This is a genomic window from Pseudomonas sp. CYM-20-01 (assembly GCF_023169845.1).
Taxonomy (GTDB): Bacteria; Pseudomonadota; Gammaproteobacteria; order Pseudomonadales; family Pseudomonadaceae; genus Aquipseudomonas; species Aquipseudomonas azotoformans.
Genome location: NZ_AP025169.1, coordinates 1,374,328 through 1,396,005, shown reverse-complemented (window position 1 = coordinate 1,396,005; position 21,678 = coordinate 1,374,328). Strand labels below are relative to the sequence as shown.

Genomic DNA, 21,678 nt, shown 5'->3' with positions numbered 1-21,678 from the left:
ACTTTCTTTCGCCCACACTACATTAAGGATGATGACGCATGAGACACTTTGGCCCTATTAGCGGTATCGCAACATTCAACGATACGTACGTTGCAACCGCCGGTTATGACAACCAGGTTATTTTGTGGGATGCAAAAACCAAGACGCCGATCCAGCGTGTGCTCCACGACCACCTGGCCAACCAATGCGCGTTCAACGCCAGCGGCACCCTGCTGGTCAGTGCCAGCAGCGACTACACCGCCCGCGTCTGGGAAATTCCCTCGCTGCGCTTGAAAAGCGTGCTGGTGGGTCACGATGACGACATCGAAATGGCCGCCTTCTCGCCGGATGGCCAGACCATCGCCACCTGCTCGCGGGACCACAGCATCCGCCTGTTCGACCTCAGCGGGCGAACCCTGCGGATCCTCAGCGGTCACGATGCCGACGTGATTTCGGTGTGCTGGGCCGCCGATGGCAAGACCCTGGTGTCCAGCAGCGATGACGGTTCGATCCGCCGTTGGGACGCTGCCAGCGGCGAACAACTGGACCTGATCGACCTGGGCGGCGTCGAAACCGACACGGTGGCCCTGTCCCGTGAGGGCATCATTTTCGCCGGTGACGACGAAGGCAAAATCTCCGTGATCAGCAGCAGCGGCACCTACCTGCAAGCTGCCCATGCCGCGGGCATCAAGCGCATCGTATGGAACGACGCGCAGCGCCTGCTGGTCAGCCTCAGCTACGACCGTTGCGTCATGCTGTGGGAGTTGACGCCCGATAACCAACTGGTAAAAACCGCCCAGACTTCACTGCCAAGCATCATCTGGCCACGCAGCTGTGCATTGCTGGGCAACCATCGCATCGCCTTCGTGACCTTCGGCTCAACCTACGCCACCTGGGATTTCACCACTCAGGAATGGGACGTGGGCGGCATCGAGCCGGCCATCAGTTTGAACGCAGTCACCGTGGTCGGCGACGACATCTACAGCATCGGTGATGCCGGCATCCTGCAGATCAATGGCCAGCCCAGCACCAAGGCCGGCAGCCTGTGCAACTTCCTGCTGCCCTTCGGCGACAGCGTGTTGACCGGCGGCCAGATGGGCACGGTGTTCGACGCCAAGACCGGCGACGTCATCTACCAGCACCGCTCACCGCTCAACTGCGGCACCACCTTTGAAAAAGATGGCCAGTTGCACGCCGCAATCGGTACGTACACTGGCGAAGCCTTGATCTTCAACCTGGAACACCAGCAGCCGCGTTTCCTGCGCGAAGTGCGCATGCACGAGAACGCCATCAAGGGCATCGCCGCCGATGAACAGTACCTGTTCAGCGTATGCGCGACAGCGGCCGCGGCGTTCTTCCGGATCAGCGACTTCGAACTGGAAACCTACCTGGACAAGGCCCACGACCGTATTTCCAACGGCTGCACGCAGATCCAGGGCGGCTTTGCCAGTATCGGTCGCGACCTCAAGCTGCGCCTGTGGCAAGCCGGCAACAGCGAGGTGTATGACACCCCTCATAGCCACTCGATCAAGTGCATTGCCATCTCCAAGGACCGCCAGATGATCGCCACCGGCAGCTACGGCGGCACCGTGGCCGTGTTCGACCTGGCCAAGCGCAAATGGGCAAAGGTGGAGAAGATCACCGCCAGCGGTATTTCATGCCTGACCCATGACGCCGAAGGCAGTGGCTTCCTGGCCAGCGCCTACGACGGGCGTATCTACCCGATCACCGCCCACGCTGTGGCAGGGCAACGCCGCCCATGACCCACTTCAGCGAAATCGACTTTCAACATATGCACCATGCATTGTCGTTGGCCGAGCGCGGCAGTCACTCCACCTGGCCCAATCCACGGGTCGGGTGCGTCATCGCCCACGGTGCACACATCGTGGGCGAAGGCTGGCATCGGCGTGCGGGCGGTCCGCACGCCGAGGTCTTCGCCCTGCGCCAGGCCGGTGCCCTGGCCAAGGGCGCCACGGCCTATGTGACGCTGGAACCCTGCAGCCATGTCGGGCGCACCGGCGCCTGTCACCTGGCGCTGATCGAGGCTGGCGTGGCATGTGTGGTCGTCGCCCACGAAGATCCATTCGAGCAGGTCGACGGTCGTGGGATCGCCGAACTGCGCGACGCCGGGATCGAGGTGCGCGTGGGCTTGCTCAATGCGGCCGCCCGCGAGTTGAACCGTGGCTTCTTGTCCTCGGTCAAGCGTCATCGGCCGTGGGTGCAGTTGAAGATGGGCATGAGCCTGGATGGCCGCACCGCGCTGAACAACGGGCGCTCGCAATGGATCACCGGCGCCAGGGCGCGGGCCGATGTGCAGTATTGGCGAGCGCGCAGTGCGGCGATCCTCACCGGCAGCGGCACGGTGCTGGCCGACAACCCCTCATTGACCGTACGTGAGATGGCGTCTGCCGAAGCCATCGCGCCGCTGCGGGTGATCCTCGACAGCCAGGCGCGGGTGCCCGATACCGCGAAGGTGTTCGACGACCAGGCGCCAAGCCTGCATGTGGTGCACGAGCAACATCTGCCGCCAGGCGCCAACACTGAGCGCTTGCTCGGCCTGCCGGGCAACCAGAGTGGTCTCGATCTGCATGCCTTGATGGTCCATCTGAGCCAGCGCGGTTTGCATGATGTGATGGTCGAAGCCGGGCCGACCCTGGCCGGTAACCTGCTGCGCGCCGGGCTGGTGGATGAGCTGTTGCTGTACGTCGCGCCGCGCCTGCTCGGCGACCTCGCACGGCCGCTGGTGCATTTGCCGGAGCTGGAAAACCTCACCCATTCCCTGGACTTCACCCTGTACGAAGTGACCCAGTTGGGCCAGGACTTGCGGTTACGCCTGCGCCCCGATCAGTCGACCTGCACGGTATGAGCCACCACTTGCTTGACCTGTTCGCGCAACCACGCATGTGCCGGATCGTCACAGAATCGCTGGTGCCAGATCTGCACAAAGGGAAAGCGCGGAATGCTGAACGGTGGCGGCAACTGCACCAGGTCCGGGTTGAGCAACGTGTCTTCCAGCGTGCGGGTGGCGACGGTAAGGATCAGGTCGGTGTTGTGCAACAGGCTCGGCGCCGTACGCCAGTGCGGCACACTGACGGCGATACGACGGCGCAAGCCTTCGGCACGCAACAGGCTGTCTACTTCACCATTGGCACCACCATCCATGGACACCTGGATATGCGGACGATCCAGGTAGCTCTCCAGATCGAGCATGCCGTCCTTGGACAGGGTCCGCCGGTCGAGCAGGCAGGAAAACGTTTCCTCGAACAACACTTCCATCGACACATCGGGCGTCAGGCTGGGGAACACCCCCAGGGCCAGGTCGATCTTGCCCTGCGCCACTTGCTCGAACATCGCATGCCGGCTGCCCTGGGTCACCACCAGCGTGGTGTTCGGCGCCTCGCTGCGCAGTCGCACCAGCAACTTGGGCAGGATAATCGCCGCACCGTAGTCCGACATCGCCAATTGAAAGGTGCGTTGGGAACTGGCCGCGTCGAAGTCGATGGACTTGCCGAACAGTGTTTCGATCTGGCTGAGGATGTCGCGCAACGGCACCTGGATATTCTGCGCCAGGGCGCTGAGCACCACTTCGTTACCCTCGCGGATCAGGATCGGATCGTCGAGCAGCACCCGCAATTTACTCAAGGAATGACTGATGGCCGGCTGGCTCAAATGCAGTCGTGCACCGGTGCGGGTGACGTGTTTTTCAGTCAGCAGTGCATCGAGCACCACCAACAGATTCAAATCGATATTGCGCAGTAGGACCGTGACCATGCTGTGAATTCCATCTCAGGGAGCAACCTTCAACAAGGAGCAAAACCATGCCTCAACTCAAACGAATCATTGAGACCGCGCTGTACGTAGACGACCTCGACCGCGCCAAAGCGTTTTACGCCCAGCACCTGGAGCTTGAGACGATGGTCGAGAGCAACGTACTCGTCGCGTTAAACGTCGGCCAGCAGAATACCCTCTTGCTCTTCAAACGGGGCGCCTCTCTTCAAACCAAATACTTGAGCGGCGGCGAGATCCCGCCCCATGACGCCAACGGGCGCATTCATATCTGCTTTGCCATCGACGCCGACGACCTGCCGACCTGGGAGGCGCGCCTGGACAACGCAGATATTGCCATTGAGGGGCGCACCCACTGGCCCAAGGGTGGATCGAGCATCTATTTCCGCGATCCGGATGAGAACCTCGTCGAACTACTGACGCCGGGCTGCTGGCCCATCTACTGATTGCCATCAAGGAATGAAGCTTATGTCACACGTCAGTCGATCCGGACGTGCCGTCTCACGAACCACCGTGGCGTTGTCGATTGCCGTGGTCATCCTTATTGCATTGGCGTGGGCATTGTGGCGCTGGAGCCATCCGGCTGCCGCTGCCTACGCGCCCGCGCCGATCAAAGTGGCGGTGGCGCCGGTCAGCGACGCACCGTTCACCCGCTATCTGGAAGCCATCGGTGAGCTGGAAGCCGTGCAGCAGATGAGCGTACCGGCTGAAGTCGGCGGGCGTGTGGTGCAGTTGCCAGTGGAATCCGGGCAGCGCGTCGAGCGCGACCAAGTGCTGGTCAGGCTCAACGATGCGCCCCAACGCGGCAACCTGATGCGCCTGCAGGGTGAGTTGGAAAATGCCAAGGTCAAGCTGGAACGCTCGCGCACCCTGGTCAAGGTGAACGCCACGTCTCGCGAAGCCTTCGACAATGCCCAGACCGAATACACCACCGCTCAAGGCGCCCTGCAGGAGCTCAAGGCGCAGATCGACCAATTGACCATTCGTGCACCGTTCGCTGGCACCCTCGGGATTCGCAAGGTTCACCTGGGCCAATTTGTGAACCCCGGCGACAGCCTGATCAACCTGGTCGGCGACAAGGGCCTGTACGTGAACTTCAGCGTGCCGGAGCAAGCCCTGGCACAACTGAAGGTCGGCAATACCCTGGATGTACAACTCGACGCCCTGCCGGGGCAAAGCTTCAGCGCACGCATCAGCAGTATCGACCCGTTCCTCGACCGCTCACGCACCCTGAGTGTCCAGGCGCTACTGCAGGCCCCCACCGACGGCGCCCTGCCGCGCATGTTCGCCAAAGTGCGCCTGCCACAGTCATTGCCCGGCAACACCTTGAGCGTGCCGGAAACCGCCATTACCTATAACGCCTACGGTGAAGACGTATTCGTGGTGCAGCCATCGGCCGATGCCAACACCCCGCCCGTCGCCCGCCGCGTATTGGTCAAGACCAGCGAACGGCGCAATGGTCGCGTGGTGATCGATGCAGGCTTGAATCCGGGTGACCAGGTGGTGATTTCCGGGCAGATCAAGCTCAGTGACGGTGCCGCTATCGAGCCCCTCGAACGTACGGTGTTGAGCGACGCCAACCCGCCCTCGGGGATGACCATGGCCGGAGAAAACCCGTGAAATTCACCGACCTGTTCGTACGTCGCCCGGTACTGGCCCTGGTGGTCAGCCTGCTGATCGTACTGGCCGGGCTCAAGGCCTACCTCGACCTGCCTATGCGTCAATATCCGCTGCTGGAAAGCTCGGTGATCAGCGTGACCACCGACTACCCCGGCGCCCCCGCCGAGCTGATGCAAGGCTTTGTGACCCAACCGATCAACCAGTCCCTGGCCTCGGTGGAAGGCGTGGACTATGTCAGTTCCTCATCGGTGCAGGGCCGCAGCCAGATCACCCTGCGCATGGCACTCAACCAGGACTCGGCCAAGGCGTTGAGCGATGTGATTGCCAAGGTCAACCAGGTCAAATACCGCCTGCCTGAACAGGCCTATGATCCGGTGATCGAACGTTCCGCCGGCGATGCGACAGCGGTGGCGTACGTGGGGTTTTCCAGTGATTCGCTGTCGGCCTCGGCCTTGAGCGATTACCTGAGCCGCGTGGTGCAGCCGTTGTTTTCCACGATCGACGGCGTGGCCAAGGTCGAGACCTTCGGCGGCCAGCGCCTGGCCATGCGCCTGTGGCTCGACCCGCAACGCATGGCAGGCCACGGCATCAGTGCCGCCCAGGTGGAACAGGCGATCCGCAACAACAACTTCCAGGCAGCGCCGGGGCAGATCAAAGGCCACTATGTGATCTCCTCGATTCAGGTCAACACCGACCTGAGCAGCCTCGATGAGTTTCGCAACATGGTCATCCGCAACAACGGCGACCACCTGCTGCGCCTGCGCGATATCGCGACCGTCGAACTGGGTTCGGCGGCCTATGAAACCAGTGCGCTGATGGACGCCAAGCCCGCGGTGCACTTGGGCCTCTATGCGACCCCCAAGGGCAACCCGCTGTTGATCGTCGCCGACATCAAGCGCCTGTTGCCGAACATCGAGAAAACCCTGCCGCCAGGGGTCAAGGTGGCCCTGGCGTTCGAGACCGCGCACTTTATCGAAGCCTCGATTATCGAAGTGATCGAAACGCTGATCGAGGCCATCCTGATCGTGGTGGTGATCATCTACCTGTGCCTGGGCTCGGTGCGCAGCGTAATCATCCCCATCGTCAGCATTCCGTTGTCGATGCTCGGCGCCCTGGGTTTGATGACGTTGTTCGGCTTCAGCATCAACCTGCTGACGTTGCTCGCGATGGTGTTGGCGATCGGCCTGGTGGTGGATGACGCCATTGTGGTGATGGAGAACATCCACCGGCATGTCAAGGAAGGCCGCAGCGCGCTGCAGGCTGCCTTGTTCGGCGCGCGCGAGATCGCTTCGCCGGTGATCGCCATGACCATCACCCTGGCGGCGGTGTACATGCCCATCGGCCTGATGAACGGCCTGACAGGCGCGCTGTTCAAGGAGTTCGCCCTGACCCTGGCCGGCGCCGTGCTGGTCTCCGGGGTAATCGCCCTGACCCTGACCCCGGTCATGTGCGCCAAACTGCTACCTGGCCAGGAGCACGAAGGCACCATGAGCCGCCTGGCCGAGCGCTTCTTCCACCGCCTGGCACGCCTATATCAGCGCGCATTGCTGGGTTCGCTGCGCAAGCGCGGGCTGATCCTGTTGTTCGGCGCCGTGGTGCTGCTCAGCCTGCCCTGGCTGTATGGCAATGCGAGCAAGGAGTTGGCGCCCAACGAAGACCAGGGCAACCTGCTGCTGGCGATCAAGTCACCACAGCACGCCAACCTGGATTATGTAGAGCGCTACGCCTATCAGTTGAGCGGGATTCTCGGCCACTTGCCGGAGACCGTGAGCACCTGGATCATCAACGGCAATGACGGCGTCGCCGCCAGTTTTGCCGGGGTGAACTTCACCGAATGGTCGCAGCGCCAGCGCAGCGCCGCGACGATCCAGGCCGAGCTGCAACAAAGTGTCGACGCCGTGGAAGGCAACTCGATCTTCGTGTTTCAGTTGCCGCCACTGCCCGCCTCCACCGGTGGTTTGCCGGTGCAAATGGTGATGCGCAGTACAGAAGACTACCGTTCGCTGTACCAGGCCATGGAGGCGCTGAAAACCCAGGCGCGGGCCAGCGGGCTGTTTGCGGTGGTCGACAGTGACCTGGCGTTCAATAACCCGGTGACCCAAGTGCGCATCGACCGCAGCAAGGCCAACAGCCTGGGGATTCGCATGCAGGACATCGGCAGTACCCTGGCGGTGTTGATCGGTGAGAACTACACCAACCGGTTCGCCCTGCAAGGCCGCTCCTACGATGTGATCCCCCAGAGCCAGGCCTCGCGGCGCCTCACGCCCCAGGACCTGAATGGCTTCTACGTCGACACCGACACCGGCCAGCAGGTGCCGCTGTCCACCGTGGTGAGCCTGCACAACGTGATCGAGCCGAACAAGCTCAAGCAGTTCAACCAGCAGAACAGCGCGACCTTCCAGGGTATTCCGGCACCCGGCGTCAGCCTCGGCCAGGCAGTGGCTTTCTTGCAGGAACAGAGCCGCCAGTTACCCGCCAGTTTCAGCCATGACTGGCAGGCCGATTCGCGGCAGTTCATCCACGAGGGCAATGCGCTGATGCTGACCTTCCTGTTTGCGCTGATCGTGATCTACATGGTGCTGGCCGCGCAGTATGAAAGCCTGACCGACCCGCTGATCATTCTGATCACGGTGCCGCTGTCGATCTGCGGCGCGTTGATTCCCCTGGCGCTGGGGCTGGCGACCATCAATATCTACACGCAGATCGGCCTCGTCACCCTGATCGGTCTGATCAGCAAGCACGGGATCCTGATGGTCGAGTTCGCCAACGAGCTGCAGGTGCTGTACCGCTGCACGCCGGCCCAGGCGATCATGCGCGCGGCACGCATTCGGCTTCGGCCGATCCTGATGACCACGGCGGCCATGGTGGTGGGCCTGGTGCCGATGCTGTTCTCGTCGGGTGCCGGTGCCAGCAGCCGTTTTGGCTTGGGGCTGGTGATCGTGATCGGCATGCTGGTGGGCACGCTGTTTACCTTGTTTGTCCTGCCGTCGGTGTACACCCTGCTGTCCAGGGCACATAAACCGGCGATCGATTGGGCACAGGTCGAGCAATCGGCCTGAGCACAAAAAACGGGCGCCCCATGGGACGCCCGTTTTGGTAGGTGCTGACGGTTAGAGATGGGATTCGGCGTATTCGGCCAGGATCGAACGTGGAACACCCTGCAGCGCAATGTGCACGCCGTTCGGGAAGTCTTTGAAGCGTTCAGTCAGGTACGTCAGCCCGGAGCTGGTCGCGGACAGGTACGGGGTGTCGATCTGCGCCAGGTTGCCCAGGCACACCACTTTGGAACCGGCGCCGGCACGGGTAATGATGGTTTTCATCTGGTGCGGCGTGAGGTTCTGGCATTCATCGATCAGGATCAGGCTCTGCTGGAAGCTGCGACCTCGGATGTAGTTGAGGGATTTGAACTGCAACGGCACTTTGCTGAGGATGTAGTCGACGCTGCCATGGGTGTTTTCATCATCCATGTGCAAGGCCTCGAGGTTGTCGGTGATCGCCCCCAGCCACGGCTCCATTTTTTCCGCTTCGGTACCGGGCAGGAAACCGATTTCCTGGTCCAGGCCCTGCACGCTGCGGGTGGCGATGATGCGGCGATAGCGTTTGGTCACCATGGTCTGTTCGATGGCGGCAGCCAGGGCGAGGATGGTTTTCCCCGAGCCTGCGGCGCCGGTCAGGTTGACCAGGTGGATGTCAGGATCGAGCAGCGCGTACAGCGCCAGGCTCTGGTAGATATCACGCGGTTTCAGGCCCCAGGCTTCCTGGTGCAACAGGGGTTCCTGATGCAGGTCGAGGATCAGCAGCTTGTCGACCTGGATCTCTTTGATCCAGCCCACGAAGCCCTGTTCGTCGACGATGAACTCATTGATGTGCACGGCCGGCAGGTTGTCGATCAGCTGCACCTGGTGCCAGGTACGGCCATGGTCCTGACGGGTTTCGACCTTGCTGACGCGGTCCCAGAACGAGCCAGTCATCATGTGATAACCACGGGACAGCATCGACACGTCGTCGACCAGTTGGTCGGTGCTGTAGTCCTCGGCCGCGATCCCACACGCTCGGGCCTTGAGGCGCATATTGATGTCTTTGGTCACCAGCACCACGCGCAGTTCCTTGTCGCGGGCGTGCAGGTCGATCAATTGGTTGATGATCTTGTTGTCGTTCAGGTTCTCCGGCAGCAGGCTGTTGGGCTCGCTGCGCTTGCTCATCAGAATCGACAGCAAGCCCTTGGATCCGCTTTTGCCGCGCTGGATCGGCACGCCGACTTCAACATCTTCCGGCGAGGCTTCGCCCAATGTCTTGTCGATCAGGCGGATGGCCTGGCGGCATTCGGCGGCCACGCTGTGGTGTCCGCTTTTGAGTTTGTCGAGCTCCTCAAGCACGATCATCGGGATGGCGACGTGGTGTTCTTCGAAGTTGAGCAGTGCGTTTGGATCGTGGATCAATACGTTGGTATCAAGCACATAAAGGATTGGCTGGTCGGAAGAAGGGTTACGTCCATGATCATCCATACTCGGTCACCTTTGTGGGAGCCAGTCGACGCAATACCTGGGCGGTGCTGCGCCTCGATTCGACCACCGACTGCACCTGAGTGACGTCAAGCGCAGTGCCCACATGAGGAGTCTTGGAAGACGCCACCTGTGTTGCAGGTTTCGGCGATCTGACTTCGTAATACCGCAAAACGTGTGACAGGAAAAAGCACTTTGACGCTTTTTTGAAGTTTATTTTTCAGGATGACGAATAGCACTAGCCGAGTGCCACTTACCCCGCTAAAGTCGGAAGTCCGCCTGCATCGAAATGTCGCACAAAATCACCCCGAAATCGCCCAAAACCCAACAGTTCCGGGCACTTCAGCGAAACGCCTCCCGGCAGTCCTGCCAACCCAGACCACTCTGCGCCGTCGCCTGCAACAGCATGGGCAAAGCGACCCGTGCCTTGTCCTGGGTGTCGTGGAACACAATCACGCCTTTGCGCCACAACAGCATCAAGGTCAGCACCCGTTGCGCCGACTCATCGGCCTTGAGCTTGCCCGGTTCATCCTGGGAATCGATGTCCCACAACGCCACCTGCAAGCCCTGGGCTTGAAAGAACCCCTGGCTGTCCGCGCGGCGCTGGCCATAGGGCGGACGGAACAGCGGCACGTAGTTTTCCGGCATCAGGTTTTGTGCCAGCGAAGCGCTGCGGGTAATCGAGCTCTGCCAGTCCACCCAATGGCTGTGGGAACGGTACTGCCAGCCCTGGGTGCCGACGCACTGGCCCTGGTACAGCGCCTGCACATCGGCAACCGAACTGCGCTCGACACGGGCCTGCAGGCTGCTGCCAAGGGTGAAGAAGGTCGCGCTCATCTTCTGCTTGCGCAAATAGTCGGCGAGCCAGTCGGTATTGCCGCTGACCGGCGCAGGGCCGCCGTCGAACGTCAGCAGGAACAGGCGGTCGTTGAACTCGTCGCCATTGCGCTCATGGTCGCCGAAACGTGCGACTTCGCTGCTGATCTGCGGAAACAGCGCGGCCTTGCGCAGCAATTCATCCAGGTAGCGCTCATGGAAGGTATGGCTCGGAGCGGCCCAGCCTATATAGAAGGAGTCTTCGCTCACCTCGAACTTGCCGGCCTGCTCGCGCAGGTCGTCCATGTTCTCCACCAGATAGCAGAACGAGGCGTCTTCCTCGCAGCTCTGCTGGGCTAAGGTGTAGTTCTCCAGCAGGCGCTGCCAGAGCTGGCGGCGCAGGTCGTCGATGGCGGCCAGGTTGATGATCTTCAGGCCCAGGCGCTGCTTGAGCGCGGTTTCGTCCTGGTTCTCGCTGGCCAGGAGGCTGTGGGCGAACATCAGGATTTCGGCGCGTGACGCCACGTCGAACAGCGCCGGGCTGCCGAGTTTTTCGGGCCAGGAGCCACGGTCCAGGCTGGCCACATCCACGGGCGCCGCCTGGGCATTCAGGCATAGCAGGCATGCCGACAATAAAAGCGCTATTCGCACACAGGGTCTCCCTCTCCAGAGTCACCGGCCATCATAGCGGATCACGCCTATCGCCATCATAGGTGGAGTCAAAACGCCCCAGCCCCTAGAATCGCCTCACGTTTAAAGGAGACGACTTCATGCTGATGGTGATTTCCCCCGCCAAGACCCTCGATTTCGAGACCGCGCCGGCGACCCAGCGCTTTACCCAGCCGCAGTACCTGGACCACTCCCAGGAGCTGATCGAGCAACTGCGCACCCTCAGCCCGGCGCAAATCAGCGAATTGATGCACGTATCCGACAAGATCGGCGGCCTCAATGCCGCCCGCTTCGGCAGCTGGACCCCGGCATTCACTCAGGACAATGCCAAGCAGGCGCTACTGGCCTTCAAGGGCGATGTGTACACCGGCCTGAACGCCGAGACCTTCAGCGATGCCGACTTCAGCTACGCCCAGGACCACCTGCGCATGCTCTCGGGCCTGTATGGCCTGCTGCGCCCCCTGGACCTGATGATGCCGTACCGCCTGGAAATGGGCACCAAGCTGCCCAATGCACGTGGCAAGGACCTGTACGCCTTCTGGGGCACGCGTATCAGTGAGTGGCTCAACCAAGCGCTGGCCGAACAAGGCGACGACGTGCTGCTAAACCTGGCCTCCAACGAATACTTCTCGGCGGTCAAGCGTACGGCCTTGAAGGCGCGGATCATCGACACCGAGTTCAAGGACCTGAAGAACGGCCAGTACAAGATCATCAGCTTCTACGCCAAAAAAGCCCGGGGGATGATGAGCCGCTTTGTGATCGAGGAACGCATCAACGACCCGGCGAAGCTCAAGCAGTTTGATGTGCAGGGCTATCGCTTCAACGCCGAGCAGTCCAAGCCGGATAACCTGGTGTTTTTGCGCGATCACGCACCAGAATAAAGCTCCCGAGAACACTGATGAACAAATGTGGGAGGGGGCTTGCCCCCGATGGCGATGGATCAGCCAGCTTATCTTTAGCTGACCCACCGTCTTCGGGGGCAAGTCCCCTCCCACATTTTTAACCGCATTTTAATTCGCGAATCGTCATTTTTTTGACGTCAAAAAATATCCCGACGCATCTCTAACAATTCTTTCACTCGACATTCGTCGATTTTTTTTGTAGTGGCACCACTTTTTTCAAACACTAGTGGCACAAAACTATCCCAGCGCGCCAACTCCCTATAACTACTGGCTCAAATAGCAAGTGCTATCAATATACTACCAGTGCCATCTTTCCTAATATTTCAAGAAATTTCAGGAAACAGGATGAGCGGCCCGGAACTTCGCCTAAACCCACGGCTCATACCACCGGTAACGAAATTCTCTGTTTCTGTAAGAGATGACTTACATGACGACCCAAGGAAGTAGCAAAGTTGCCTCATCAACTTTGACTCACGGGTCATATCATCAACTGATATGAGTTGAGGGCGGCGATAAGGATCAATTGCTATCCCCTATAGGCCAAGGCAGCGCTTACCCAAATGTGTCAGTGATGACACCCAAGACGTTGATAAATAAAGGCTAAAAGCCTCTATCAGGGTCTTGCGGCACTGGCGTCGGCACCTTTCCCCAGAAAGGCCGGCTGCATTTCAGGGCAAGCCCCAATAACAAGGCCAAGTTGCGCACAACTTGAGTGCAATAGTTAGTCACTCACTAATTAACATGCCTGTACGCGGTAAGTCGGCGTCTATTCGCCCAACTTCCGTGGCATCAGTGACGCTTGCAAACATGAACTCCGGCCAATTATTGGCATGATTAATACGGTCTTGAAGACAAAGAGGTAAATGCGATGCGCATCAGCATATTTGGTTTAGGTTACGTTGGCGCAGTCTGTGCCGGTTGCCTGTCTGCCCGTGGCCACGATGTGGTCGGCGTAGACATCTCCAAGGACAAGATTGACCTGATCAATGCAGGCAAATCGCCCATCGTTGAGCCCGGTCTGGGCGAGTTGTTGAGCCAGGGTATCGAAACCGGCCGGCTGCGTGGCACCACCAACTTCGCCGACGCCATCCGTGATACTGACCTGTCGATGATCTGCGTCGGCACGCCGAGCAAGAAAAACGGCGACCTGGAACTGGACTACATCGAGGCCGTGTGCCGCGAAATCGGTTTTGTCCTGCGTGACAAAACCACCCGCCACACCGTGGTCGTGCGCAGCACCGTACTGCCGGGCACCGTGGCCAACGTGGTGATCCCGATCCTCGAAGACTGCTCCGGCAAAAAAGCCGGCGTCGACTTCGGTGTCGCGGTCAACCCGGAATTCCTGCGTGAATCCACCGCCATCGCCGACTACGACCTGCCACCGATGACCGTCATCGGCGAGTTCGACAAAGCCTCCGGCGATGTCCTGCAGTCGCTGTACGAAGAACTCGACGCACCGATCATCCGCAAGGACATCGCCGTTGCCGAGATGATCAAGTACACCTGCAACGTGTGGCACGCCACCAAAGTGACCTTCGCCAACGAAATCGGCAACATCGCCAAGGCTGTCGGCGTCGACGGTCGCGAAGTGATGGAAGTGGTCTGCCAGGACAAGACCCTCAACCTGTCCCAGTACTACATGCGCCCAGGCTTCGCCTTCGGTGGTTCGTGCCTGCCCAAGGACGTGCGCGCCCTCACCTACCGCGCCAGCTCCCTGGACGTGGAAGCGCCGCTGCTCAACTCGCTGATGCGCAGCAACGAGTCCCAGGTACAGAACGCCTTCGACATCGTCTCCAGCCACGACAAACGCAAAGTCGCCTTGCTGGGCCTGAGCTTCAAGGCCGGCACCGACGACCTGCGCGAAAGCCCGCTGGTCGAACTGGCCGAAATGCTGATCGGCAAGGGGTTCGACCTGAGCATCTACGACAGCAACGTCGAGTACGCCCGTGTCCACGGTGCGAACAAGGACTACATCGAAGGCAAGATCCCGCACGTGTCGTCCCTGCTCAATTCGGACTTCGACGACGTGATCAACAACTCCGACGTGATCATCCTCGGCAACCGTGACGAGAAATTCCGTGCCCTGGCGCAAAACGCACCGCACGGCAAGCAAGTGATCGACCTGGTGGGCTTCATGTCCAAGGCCACCTGTGCCACAGGCCGTACCGAAGGCATTTGCTGGTAACAGCAACGGCAAGTTCCGGGCTGCAAGCGTACTTCCCCAGCGCTTGCAGCCGGGAGCCTTCTTCACCTTCGGATGACGCTTATGTCCAAGTTAAAACACGTACTGCTCCAATCCGCCGGCTGGCTGTTCTTTTTGAGCCTGCTGATGGGACTCGCCCTGCTCTTGCCAGCGAGTACGTTCGACTCCGAGTCGAAGAATTTTATTTTCCTGATTGGCGCCGTCGGCATCTGGCGCTACTCGATGGGTGCTACGCATTTCTTTCGCGGCATGCTGTTCCTGTACGTGGTCTACCCACACCTGCGCCGCAAAGTGCGCAAGCTGGGCAAGGCTGCCGACCCGTCCCATGTGTTCCTGATGGTCACCAGCTTCCGTATCGATGCACTGACCACCGCGCAGGTCTACAGCTCGGTAATCCGTGAAGCCATCGAATGTGGCTTCCCCACCACCGTGGTCTGCTCGCTGGTGGAAATGTCCGATGAGCTGCTGGTCAAGAGCCTGTGGGAACGCATGAACCCACCCGAGCATGTGAAGCTCGACTTCGTGCGCATCGCCGGCACCGGCAAGCGCGACGGCCTGGCCTTCGGTTTCCGCGCCATCTCCCGCCACCTGCCGGATGACCGTGCCGTGGTTGCGGTGATCGATGGCGACACCGTGCTCGCCGAAGGTGTGGTACGCAAGACCGTGCCGTGGTTCCAACTGTTCGGCAATGTCGGCGGCCTGACCACCAACGAGTTCTGCGAAGTGCGCGGCGGCTACATCATGAGCGAGTGGCACAAACTGCGCTTCGCCCAGCGTCACATCAACATGTGCTCCATGGCCCTGTCCAAGCGCGTGCTGACCATGACCGGCCGCATGTCGGTGTTCCGTGCCAGCGTGGTCACCGACCCGGGCTTTATCGCCGACGTGGAAAGCGACTCGCTGCAGCACTGGCGCCTGGGCCGCTTCAAGTTCCTCACCGGCGACGACAAGTCCAGCTGGTTCAGCCTGATGCGCCTGGGCTACGACACCTTCTACGTGCCGGACGCCGCGATCAACACCGTGGAACACCCGCCGGAAAAGAGCTTCATCAAGGCCAGCCGCAAGCTGATGTTCCGCTGGTACGGCAACAACCTGCGCCAGAACTCCCGAGCCCTGGGCCTGGGTGTGCGTCGGCTGGGCCTGTTCACCAGCATCGTGCTGTTCGACCAGCGCGTGTCGATGTGGACGTCCCTGCTCGGCCTGACCGTGGCGATCATCGCCACCTTCAAATACGGCGGCGCCTTCATCCTCGCGTACCTGCTGTGGATCGGCATCACTCGCCTGATTCTCACCCTGCTGCTGTCGTGCTCCGGCCACAAGATCGGCCCCGCGTACCCGGTGATTCTCTATTACAACCAGATCATGGGCGCGCTGGTGAAGATCTACGTGTTCTTCCGCCTCGATCAACAGTCCTGGACCCGCCAGGACACCAAACTGACCCGCGATTTGGCCAGCTTTCAACGTTGGTTCAACACCTGGTCGTCTCGGACCATGACCTTCTCAGCCGGCAGCATCTTCGTTGCCGTGTTGCTGATGATGGTCTGACCCTGCCAAGCCTGAATTAACTAGGAAACCGAACTATGAACAGCCCAGTAAACGCCAACGTTGTCCACGAATCCGAAGCCCAGCGCCAACATGCCCGCGTGAAAATCCCGGCCAAGCTGCGCTTCTTCAACACCGACCGCACCCAGACCGAAGCACGGGTGATCGACCTGTCCGCCGGCGGCCTGGCGTTCACCGCCACCCAGCCGTTGACCGTCGGCGAGGTGCACAAGGGCCGCCTGCAATTTGTCATCGATAACCTCGGCCTGGCCATGGACGTGGAACTGCAGATCCGCTCCTACGACCGCCAGACCGGCCGCACCGGTTGCCAGTTCCAGAACCTCGACGCCCAGGATATTTCCACCCTGCGCCACCTGATCACCTCGCACCTGTCCGGCGACATCGTGACCATGGGCGACGTGCTGGCGACCCTGCAACGCGACAACTTCACCAAGGCACGCAAGGTCAAGGACAGCGGCAGCAACATGAGCGCCGCCGGCCGCCTGCGCGCCGTGGTGTTCAGCGCGGGTATCTTCATCGTCGGCCTGGCGGCTTTCGGTTTCGTTTTCAAGTCGGTGTACGGCATGTACTTCGTCAGCCATGCCCAGGCCGGCCTGGTCAGCGTGCCCGGCATGAACGTAACTATGCCACGCGACGGCACCGTGCAGAGCCTGCTCAAGGGTGATGCAGTCGCCGCCAAAGGCGCGCCACTGGCGACCTTCAGCACCAGCATGCTCGACGTGCTCAAGGGCCACCTGGACGAAGACCAACTGCAACCGGCCAAGGTTGAAGAGCTGTTCGGCAAGCAAATGACCGGCACCCTGACGTCGCCGTGCGATTGCGTGGTGGCGCAGCAACTGGTGGCTGACGGTCAGTACGCCAGCAAGGGCGACGTGATCTTCCAACTGGTCCCACGCGGTAGCCAGGCCAACGTGGAGGCGCGCTTCACCTATCGCCAGTTCGCCGATGTGCGTCCAGGTACGCCGGTGAGCTTCCAGGTGGCCGACGAAGAGCAGATCCGCACCGGCACCATCGTCAGCAGCACCAGCCTGAACAGCGCCGACCTGTCCTCCGACATCCGCGTGCAGATCAAGCCGGACGCACCGCTGGACAGCACCTACGCCGGGCGCCCGGTGGAAGTCACCAGCGACCGTGGCCCATCGCTGAACTGGCTGATCGATAAAGCCATGGCTGCGGGTCTTTAATCATGAGCGCCCTTCGAAACCTGCCGGTGCCCCTGGCGCTGGCCATCGCCCTCGCCGGTTGCGCCGGCCTGCCCGACCAACGCCTGGCCAATGAAGCGCTCAAGCGTGGCGACACCGTCACCGCGCAGCAGAATTACCAGCAACTGGCAGACCTGGGCTACAGCGAGGCCCAGGTGGGCCTGGCCGACATCCAGGTAGGCACCCGCGATCCGGCGCAAATCAAACAGGCCGAAGCCACCTACCGTGCGGCGGCGGATACCTCGCCCCGCGCCCAGGCGCGCCTTGGTCGCCTGCTGGTGGCCAAGCCCGGCAGCACCGAGGCCGAACACCATGAAGCCGAAGGCCTGCTGAAAAAAGCCTTTGCCAATGGCGAAGGCAATACCCTGATCCCGCTGGCGATGCTGTACCTGCAATACCCGCACAGCTTCCCGAATGTGAATGCCCAGCAGCAGATCAGCCAATGGCAGGCCGCCGGTTACCCGGAAGCCGGCCTGGCCCAGGTGCTGCTGTATCGCACCCAGGACACCTACGACCAGCATCTGGATGACGTGGAGCGCATCTGCAAGGCCGCGCTGAACACCACCGACATCTGCTACGTCGAACTGGCCACGGTCTACCAGAAAAAAGCCGAGCCGGAAAAACAGGCCGAGCTGCTCAAGCAGATGGAAGCCGGCTACAGCCGTGGCACCGTCACCGCACAGCGCGTCGACAGTGTGGCGCGCGTGCTGGGTGACGCCACCCTCGGCCAGCCGGACGAAAAAACCGCCCAGGCCCTGCTGGAAAAAATCGCCCCCGGCTACCCGGCTTCGTGGGTCAGCCTGGCGCAACTGCTCTACGACTTCCCGGAACTCGGCGACGTCGACCAGATGATGAAGTACCTGGACAACGGCCGCGCCGCCGACCAGCCGCGCGCCGAACTGTTACTGGGCAAGCTCTACTACGAAGGCAAGTGGGTGCCGGCGGATGCCAAGGCAGCCGAAGCGCATTTCGAAAAAGCCGTGGGCAAGGAAGTGGCCGCCGATTACTACCTCGGCCAGATCTATCGTCGTGGCTACCTGGGCAAGGTCTATCCGCAAAAAGCCCTCGACCACTTGCTGACTGCTGCGCGCAACGGCCAGAACAGCGCCGACTTCGCCATCGCCCAGTTGTTTTCCCAAGGCAAGGGCACCAAGCCCGACCCATTGAACGCCTATGTCTTCAGCCAGCTGGCCAAAGCCCAGGACACCCCGGAAGCCAATGACCTGGCGACCCAGCTCGAAGCGCCCTTGACGCCGGAGCAACGCGCCCAGGGCCAACGCCTGGTGCAACAGGAACTGGCCGCCCGCGGCACCCTGGCCCAGAGCACGTTGCAACTGCACGCCCTGGATGAAGAAGACGACGGCGAGGAATCCCTATGAAGCTCAACCCATTCGTCAAGGCCGGCATCGGCCTGACCTTCGCCCTGCTGTGGTCGTGCCCGACCCTGGCCGCGCTGACCGAAGCCAAGAACTTCGGCCTGGAAGTCAAAGCCACCGCACAGTCCGAAGATGACCGCGACCTCGGCACGCAGAAAGGCGGCGACGTCAACGGCGTCGGCCTCGACCTGCGCCCGTGGATCTACGGTGAAAGCGGCGCGTGGAGCGCCTACGCCATGGGCCAGGCGGTGGTGTCCAGCGACATCATCGAGACCGACCCGCTGCAACAGTCGGCCGATGACGCGAACCAGCAGACCACCAACAACGACCGCAAGGCCAAGAAAAACTACCTGGCCATGCGCGAGTTCTGGGTCGGCTACAGCGGCTTCACGCCCTACCCCGGCGAGATCCTCAAGCTGGGTCGCCAACGCCTGCGCAATGACGACGGCCAATGGCGCGACACCAACATCGAAGCGCTGAACTGGACCTTCGACACCACCCTGCTCAAGGCCAATGTCGGCGTCGCCGAACGTTTCAGCGAGTACCGTACCGACCTCAAGGAGCTGTCGCCCAAGGACAAGGACCGTCAGCACCTCTACGCCGACGCCGCCTACCAGTGGACGCCCGGCCAGTGGATCGGCCTGCGCGGTCACCACACCCATGACAACGGCAAGCTCGACTACCCGGAACCGGGCGTACCCACCGACTCGTTGGACAAGCGCGAAAACGGCGACCTGACCTGGCTCGGTATCGAAGCCAACAGCGACGCCTACAACTGGCGCAATACCAACACCGTCAATTATTGGGCCAGCATCACCGGCATGCAGGGCGACCGCGACACCGTCAACGCGTTGAAAGCCGACGGCAGCCGCCCCGACCAGGCCAAGCGCAGCGATAACGTGAATGGCTGGGCCACTGACCTGGGTATCCGCCTGCGCCTTGACCCGCAGTGGCAAGTCGGCGCGGCCTACTCCCGCGCCAGCGCCGAGTACGAGCAGAACGGCCTGCAAAGCAACCGTTCGAACTGGACCGGCACCCAGTCCCGTGTGCACCGCTTCGGTGAGGCCTTCCGTGGTGAGATGAACAACATGCAGGCCATGAGCCTGTTCGGTTCCTGGCAGCTGCGCGAGGACTACGACGCCAGCCTGGTGTACCACAAGTTCTGGCGTGTCGACGGCAACAAGCCGGTGGGCAGCAACGGTATCGATGCGGTGCAGAACAACACCGACGACGTCACCGGCGCGATCCTGTCCAGTACTTCCCTGCCGCTTGAAGATGGCAAGAAAGACCTGGGTCAGGAAATGGACCTGGTGGTCACCAAATACTTCAAGACCGGCCTGTTGCCGGCGGCGCTCAGCCAGTCGATTGATGAGCCATCGGCGCTGGTGCGTTTCCGTGCCGGCGTATTCAAACCGGGCGATGCCTATGGCAGCGACGTCGACTCGTACATGCATCGCGCGTTTGTCGACGTGATCTGGAAATTCTGATGGGAGCCCGCCCAATGAATGCTCAAAGCCTACTCGTCGCGGCAATGCTGTTGGCCAGTGCCACAGCGTTTGCCGATACGGCGGCCAAGGCGCCGACCATCGCCAAGGAACTGCAGCAGGCCAAGACCTACACCATCTCCAGCCCGCCGACCGCGCCGCTGGAAATGGCCAAGCCGGCCCTGCCGGACCTGTCGGGCTACACCGCCGCGGCAATGGAAAAAAAGATCGTAAGGACCAAGCCAGGCAAAATCAGCATCCGCCGCATGATGCAGGAAGATGCGCTCAAGGATTTCATCGGCGGTGACAACAAGATGGCCGAATGGGTGGTGCGTCAGCACGGTATTCCGCAGGCGATCTTTGTCGACGACGGCTACATGAACCTCAAGGACCTGCTGGGCAAGGTGCCCAAGCAGTACCTGAGCGAGACCTCGCCGGGAGTGATCGTGGCCAAGTTGCCGATCGTGGTCGGGCGCAAGGGCATCCTGGAAATCGACAAGAAGACCCAGGAGCTGCGCCTGTCCCAGGAAGGCGGTTCGTTCCTGATCAACGACGGCCAGCTGTTTGTGCGTGACACTAAGGTTACCGGCTGGAGCGAAAAGGCCAACGGCCCGGCGCTGTTCAAGTCGCCCAAGGAATTCCGCCCGTTCCTGCTGGCATGGGGCGGCACCGAGACCTATATCTCCAACACCAAGATGGCCAGTTTTGGCTACGCCAACAGTAAGTCGTACGGGGTGAGTATTTCCCAGTACACGCCGAATATGGCCAAGGTGCTCAAGCGTCCGGAGCCGACCGGCTGGATCATCGATTCCGAGTTTTCGGACATGTGGTACGGCTTCTACTGCTACGAGACCACCGGCTTTGTGATCAAGGGCAACACCTACAAAGACAACATCGTCTACGGCATTGACCCCCACGACCGTTCCCACGGCCTGATCATCGCGGACAACACCGTCTACGGCACCAAGAAGAAGCACGGCATCATCATTTCCCGTGAAGTGAACGACAGCTTCATCTTCAACAACCGCAGCTACGACAACAAGCTCTCGGGCCTGGTGATCGACCGTAACAGCGTGAACAACCTGATCGCCGACAACGAGATCTACCGCAACCACACCGACGGCATCACCCTCTATGAGAGCGGCGACAATCTGCTGTGGGGCAACAAGGTGATCAGCAATCGTCGCCACGGCATCCGCGTGCGCAACAGCGTGAACATCAAGCTGTATGAGAACACCGCGATGGCCAACGGCCTGACCGGCGTCTACGGCCACATCAAGGATTTGACCGACACCGACCGCGACATCGCCCTCGACCCGTTCGACGCCAAGGTCTCGCTGATCGTGGTCGGCGGTGAACTGGCGGGTAACGGCAGCGGGCCGCTGTCCATCGACTCGCCGTTGAGCATCGAGCTGTACCGCGTGTCGATGCTGGCGCCGACCAAATCCAGCGGCATCAGCTTCTCCGGCGTGCTTGGCGATCGCCAGGAAGAGATTCTCGACCTGCTGGTGCGCCAGCAGAAAGCCGTGCTGATCGACCCTGTCGAACGCCAGACCGAAATGCAGGACTGAGGATG

At 61.1% G+C, this 21,678-nt stretch carries 15 protein-coding genes; 12 read left to right on the top strand and 3 right to left on the bottom strand.

Features of this window, described 5'->3' with window-relative positions:
• The first annotated feature begins 38 nt into the window (after positions 1–38).
• Entirely contained in the window at positions 39–1,742 is a 1,704-nt protein-coding gene (locus M2497_RS06105) for a WD40 repeat domain-containing protein (protein WP_248486316.1), read from the top strand.
• Positions 1,739–2,845 carry a bifunctional diaminohydroxyphosphoribosylaminopyrimidine deaminase/5-amino-6-(5-phosphoribosylamino)uracil reductase RibD gene (ribD, locus tag M2497_RS06100; RefSeq protein ID WP_248486314.1) on the top strand — a complete coding sequence of 369 codons (1,107 nt, stop codon included), beginning with the start codon at positions 1,739–1,741 and terminating at the stop codon, positions 2,843–2,845. Before M2497_RS06105 ends, ribD begins: the two co-directional genes overlap by 4 nt.
• On the opposite strand, the gene M2497_RS06095 is transcribed toward ribD, so the two are convergent.
• Positions 2,824–3,750 (bottom strand): LysR family transcriptional regulator, encoded by a 927-nt coding sequence (locus M2497_RS06095; protein WP_058422911.1) that lies wholly within the window; start codon positions 3,748–3,750, stop codon positions 2,824–2,826. The two genes, ribD and M2497_RS06095, sit on opposite strands and share 22 nt — an antisense overlap.
• Positions 3,751–3,797: 47 nt before the next feature.
• On the opposite strand from M2497_RS06095, the gene M2497_RS06090 reads away from it, so the two are divergent.
• The 3 genes from M2497_RS06090 to M2497_RS06080 are packed head-to-tail and all read left to right on the top strand — an operon-like array spanning position 3,798 to position 8,444.
• Complete coding sequence (locus M2497_RS06090) at positions 3,798–4,211, top strand: VOC family protein (protein ID WP_248486313.1); 414 nt, start codon at positions 3,798–3,800, stop codon at positions 4,209–4,211.
• A 22-nt stretch (positions 4,212–4,233) separates the two neighbouring features.
• A complete protein-coding gene (locus tag M2497_RS06085; protein ID WP_248486311.1) occupies positions 4,234–5,385 on the top strand; it encodes an efflux RND transporter periplasmic adaptor subunit in 1,152 nt (383 codons plus the stop codon).
• A complete protein-coding gene (locus M2497_RS06080) occupies positions 5,382–8,444 on the top strand; it encodes a MexW/MexI family multidrug efflux RND transporter permease subunit (protein ID WP_248486309.1) in 3,063 nt (1,020 codons plus the stop codon). Before M2497_RS06085 ends, M2497_RS06080 begins: the two co-directional genes overlap by 4 nt.
• Positions 8,445–8,495: 51 nt before the next feature.
• Here the strand turns inward: M2497_RS06080 and M2497_RS06075 are convergent, their stop codons facing one another.
• On the bottom strand, positions 8,496–9,890 hold the full coding sequence (locus M2497_RS06075; protein WP_248486307.1) for a PhoH family protein: 1,395 nt from the start codon (positions 9,888–9,890) through the stop codon (positions 8,496–8,498).
• Between the two features lie 339 nt (positions 9,891–10,229).
• Positions 10,230–11,354, bottom strand: coding sequence for a polysaccharide deacetylase family protein (locus M2497_RS06070; protein WP_248486305.1), 1,125 nt, complete (start codon positions 11,352–11,354; stop codon positions 10,230–10,232).
• Between the two features lie 119 nt (positions 11,355–11,473).
• Between M2497_RS06070 and yaaA the strand changes: the two genes are divergently transcribed.
• From yaaA to algG, 7 genes are all read left to right on the top strand, one after another.
• Positions 11,474–12,253: a peroxide stress protein YaaA gene (yaaA, locus tag M2497_RS06065; RefSeq protein ID WP_248486303.1), complete on the top strand. Its 780-nt coding sequence runs from the start codon at positions 11,474–11,476 to the stop codon at positions 12,251–12,253.
• An 889-nt stretch (positions 12,254–13,142) separates the two neighbouring features.
• Positions 13,143–14,459: a nucleotide sugar dehydrogenase gene (locus tag M2497_RS06060; RefSeq protein WP_248486301.1), complete on the top strand. Its 1,317-nt coding sequence runs from the start codon at positions 13,143–13,145 to the stop codon at positions 14,457–14,459.
• A gap of 81 nt (positions 14,460–14,540) precedes the next feature.
• On the top strand, positions 14,541–16,022 hold the full coding sequence (gene alg8 / locus M2497_RS06055) for a mannuronan synthase (protein ID WP_162276396.1): 1,482 nt from the start codon (positions 14,541–14,543) through the stop codon (positions 16,020–16,022).
• A 35-nt stretch (positions 16,023–16,057) separates the two neighbouring features.
• Positions 16,058–17,224 carry an alginate biosynthesis protein Alg44 gene (locus M2497_RS06050; protein ID WP_058422919.1) on the top strand — a complete coding sequence of 389 codons (1,167 nt, stop codon included), beginning with the start codon at positions 16,058–16,060 and terminating at the stop codon, positions 17,222–17,224.
• Between the two features lie 2 nt (positions 17,225–17,226).
• Complete coding sequence (algK, locus tag M2497_RS06045) at positions 17,227–18,621, top strand: alginate biosynthesis TPR repeat lipoprotein AlgK (RefSeq protein WP_248486299.1); 1,395 nt, start codon at positions 17,227–17,229, stop codon at positions 18,619–18,621.
• Positions 18,618–20,105 carry an alginate export family protein gene (locus M2497_RS06040; protein WP_248486297.1) on the top strand — a complete coding sequence of 496 codons (1,488 nt, stop codon included), beginning with the start codon at positions 18,618–18,620 and terminating at the stop codon, positions 20,103–20,105. Before algK ends, M2497_RS06040 begins: the two co-directional genes overlap by 4 nt.
• Entirely contained in the window at positions 20,105–21,673 is a 1,569-nt protein-coding gene (gene algG, locus M2497_RS06035) for a mannuronan 5-epimerase AlgG (protein ID WP_248486295.1), read from the top strand. Before M2497_RS06040 ends, algG begins: the two co-directional genes overlap by 1 nt.
• Positions 21,674–21,678 lie beyond the last annotated feature (5 nt).

What these genes read in the sequence shown, in the direction of transcription:
- M2497_RS06095 (WP_058422911.1), bottom strand. Translation starts at nt 3,750, where the DNA reads ATGGTCACGGTCCTACTGCGCAATATCGATTTGAATCTGTTGGTGGTG.
- M2497_RS06050 (WP_058422919.1), top strand. Translation starts at nt 16,058, where the DNA reads ATGAACAGCCCAGTAAACGCCAACGTTGTCCACGAATCCGAAGCCCAG.
- algG (WP_248486295.1), top strand. Translation starts at nt 20,105, where the DNA reads ATGGGAGCCCGCCCAATGAATGCTCAAAGCCTACTCGTCGCGGCAATG.
- algK (WP_248486299.1), top strand. Translation starts at nt 17,227, where the DNA reads ATGAGCGCCCTTCGAAACCTGCCGGTGCCCCTGGCGCTGGCCATCGCC.
- M2497_RS06090 (WP_248486313.1), top strand. Translation starts at nt 3,798, where the DNA reads ATGCCTCAACTCAAACGAATCATTGAGACCGCGCTGTACGTAGACGAC.
- M2497_RS06075 (WP_248486307.1), bottom strand. Translation starts at nt 9,890, where the DNA reads ATGGATGATCATGGACGTAACCCTTCTTCCGACCAGCCAATCCTTTAT.
- ribD (WP_248486314.1), top strand. Translation starts at nt 1,739, where the DNA reads ATGACCCACTTCAGCGAAATCGACTTTCAACATATGCACCATGCATTG.
- yaaA (WP_248486303.1), top strand. Translation starts at nt 11,474, where the DNA reads ATGCTGATGGTGATTTCCCCCGCCAAGACCCTCGATTTCGAGACCGCG.
- M2497_RS06060 (WP_248486301.1), top strand. Translation starts at nt 13,143, where the DNA reads ATGCGCATCAGCATATTTGGTTTAGGTTACGTTGGCGCAGTCTGTGCC.
- M2497_RS06085 (WP_248486311.1), top strand. Translation starts at nt 4,234, where the DNA reads ATGTCACACGTCAGTCGATCCGGACGTGCCGTCTCACGAACCACCGTG.
- alg8 (WP_162276396.1), top strand. Translation starts at nt 14,541, where the DNA reads ATGTCCAAGTTAAAACACGTACTGCTCCAATCCGCCGGCTGGCTGTTC.
- M2497_RS06040 (WP_248486297.1), top strand. Translation starts at nt 18,618, where the DNA reads ATGAAGCTCAACCCATTCGTCAAGGCCGGCATCGGCCTGACCTTCGCC.
- M2497_RS06105 (WP_248486316.1), top strand. Translation starts at nt 39, where the DNA reads ATGAGACACTTTGGCCCTATTAGCGGTATCGCAACATTCAACGATACG.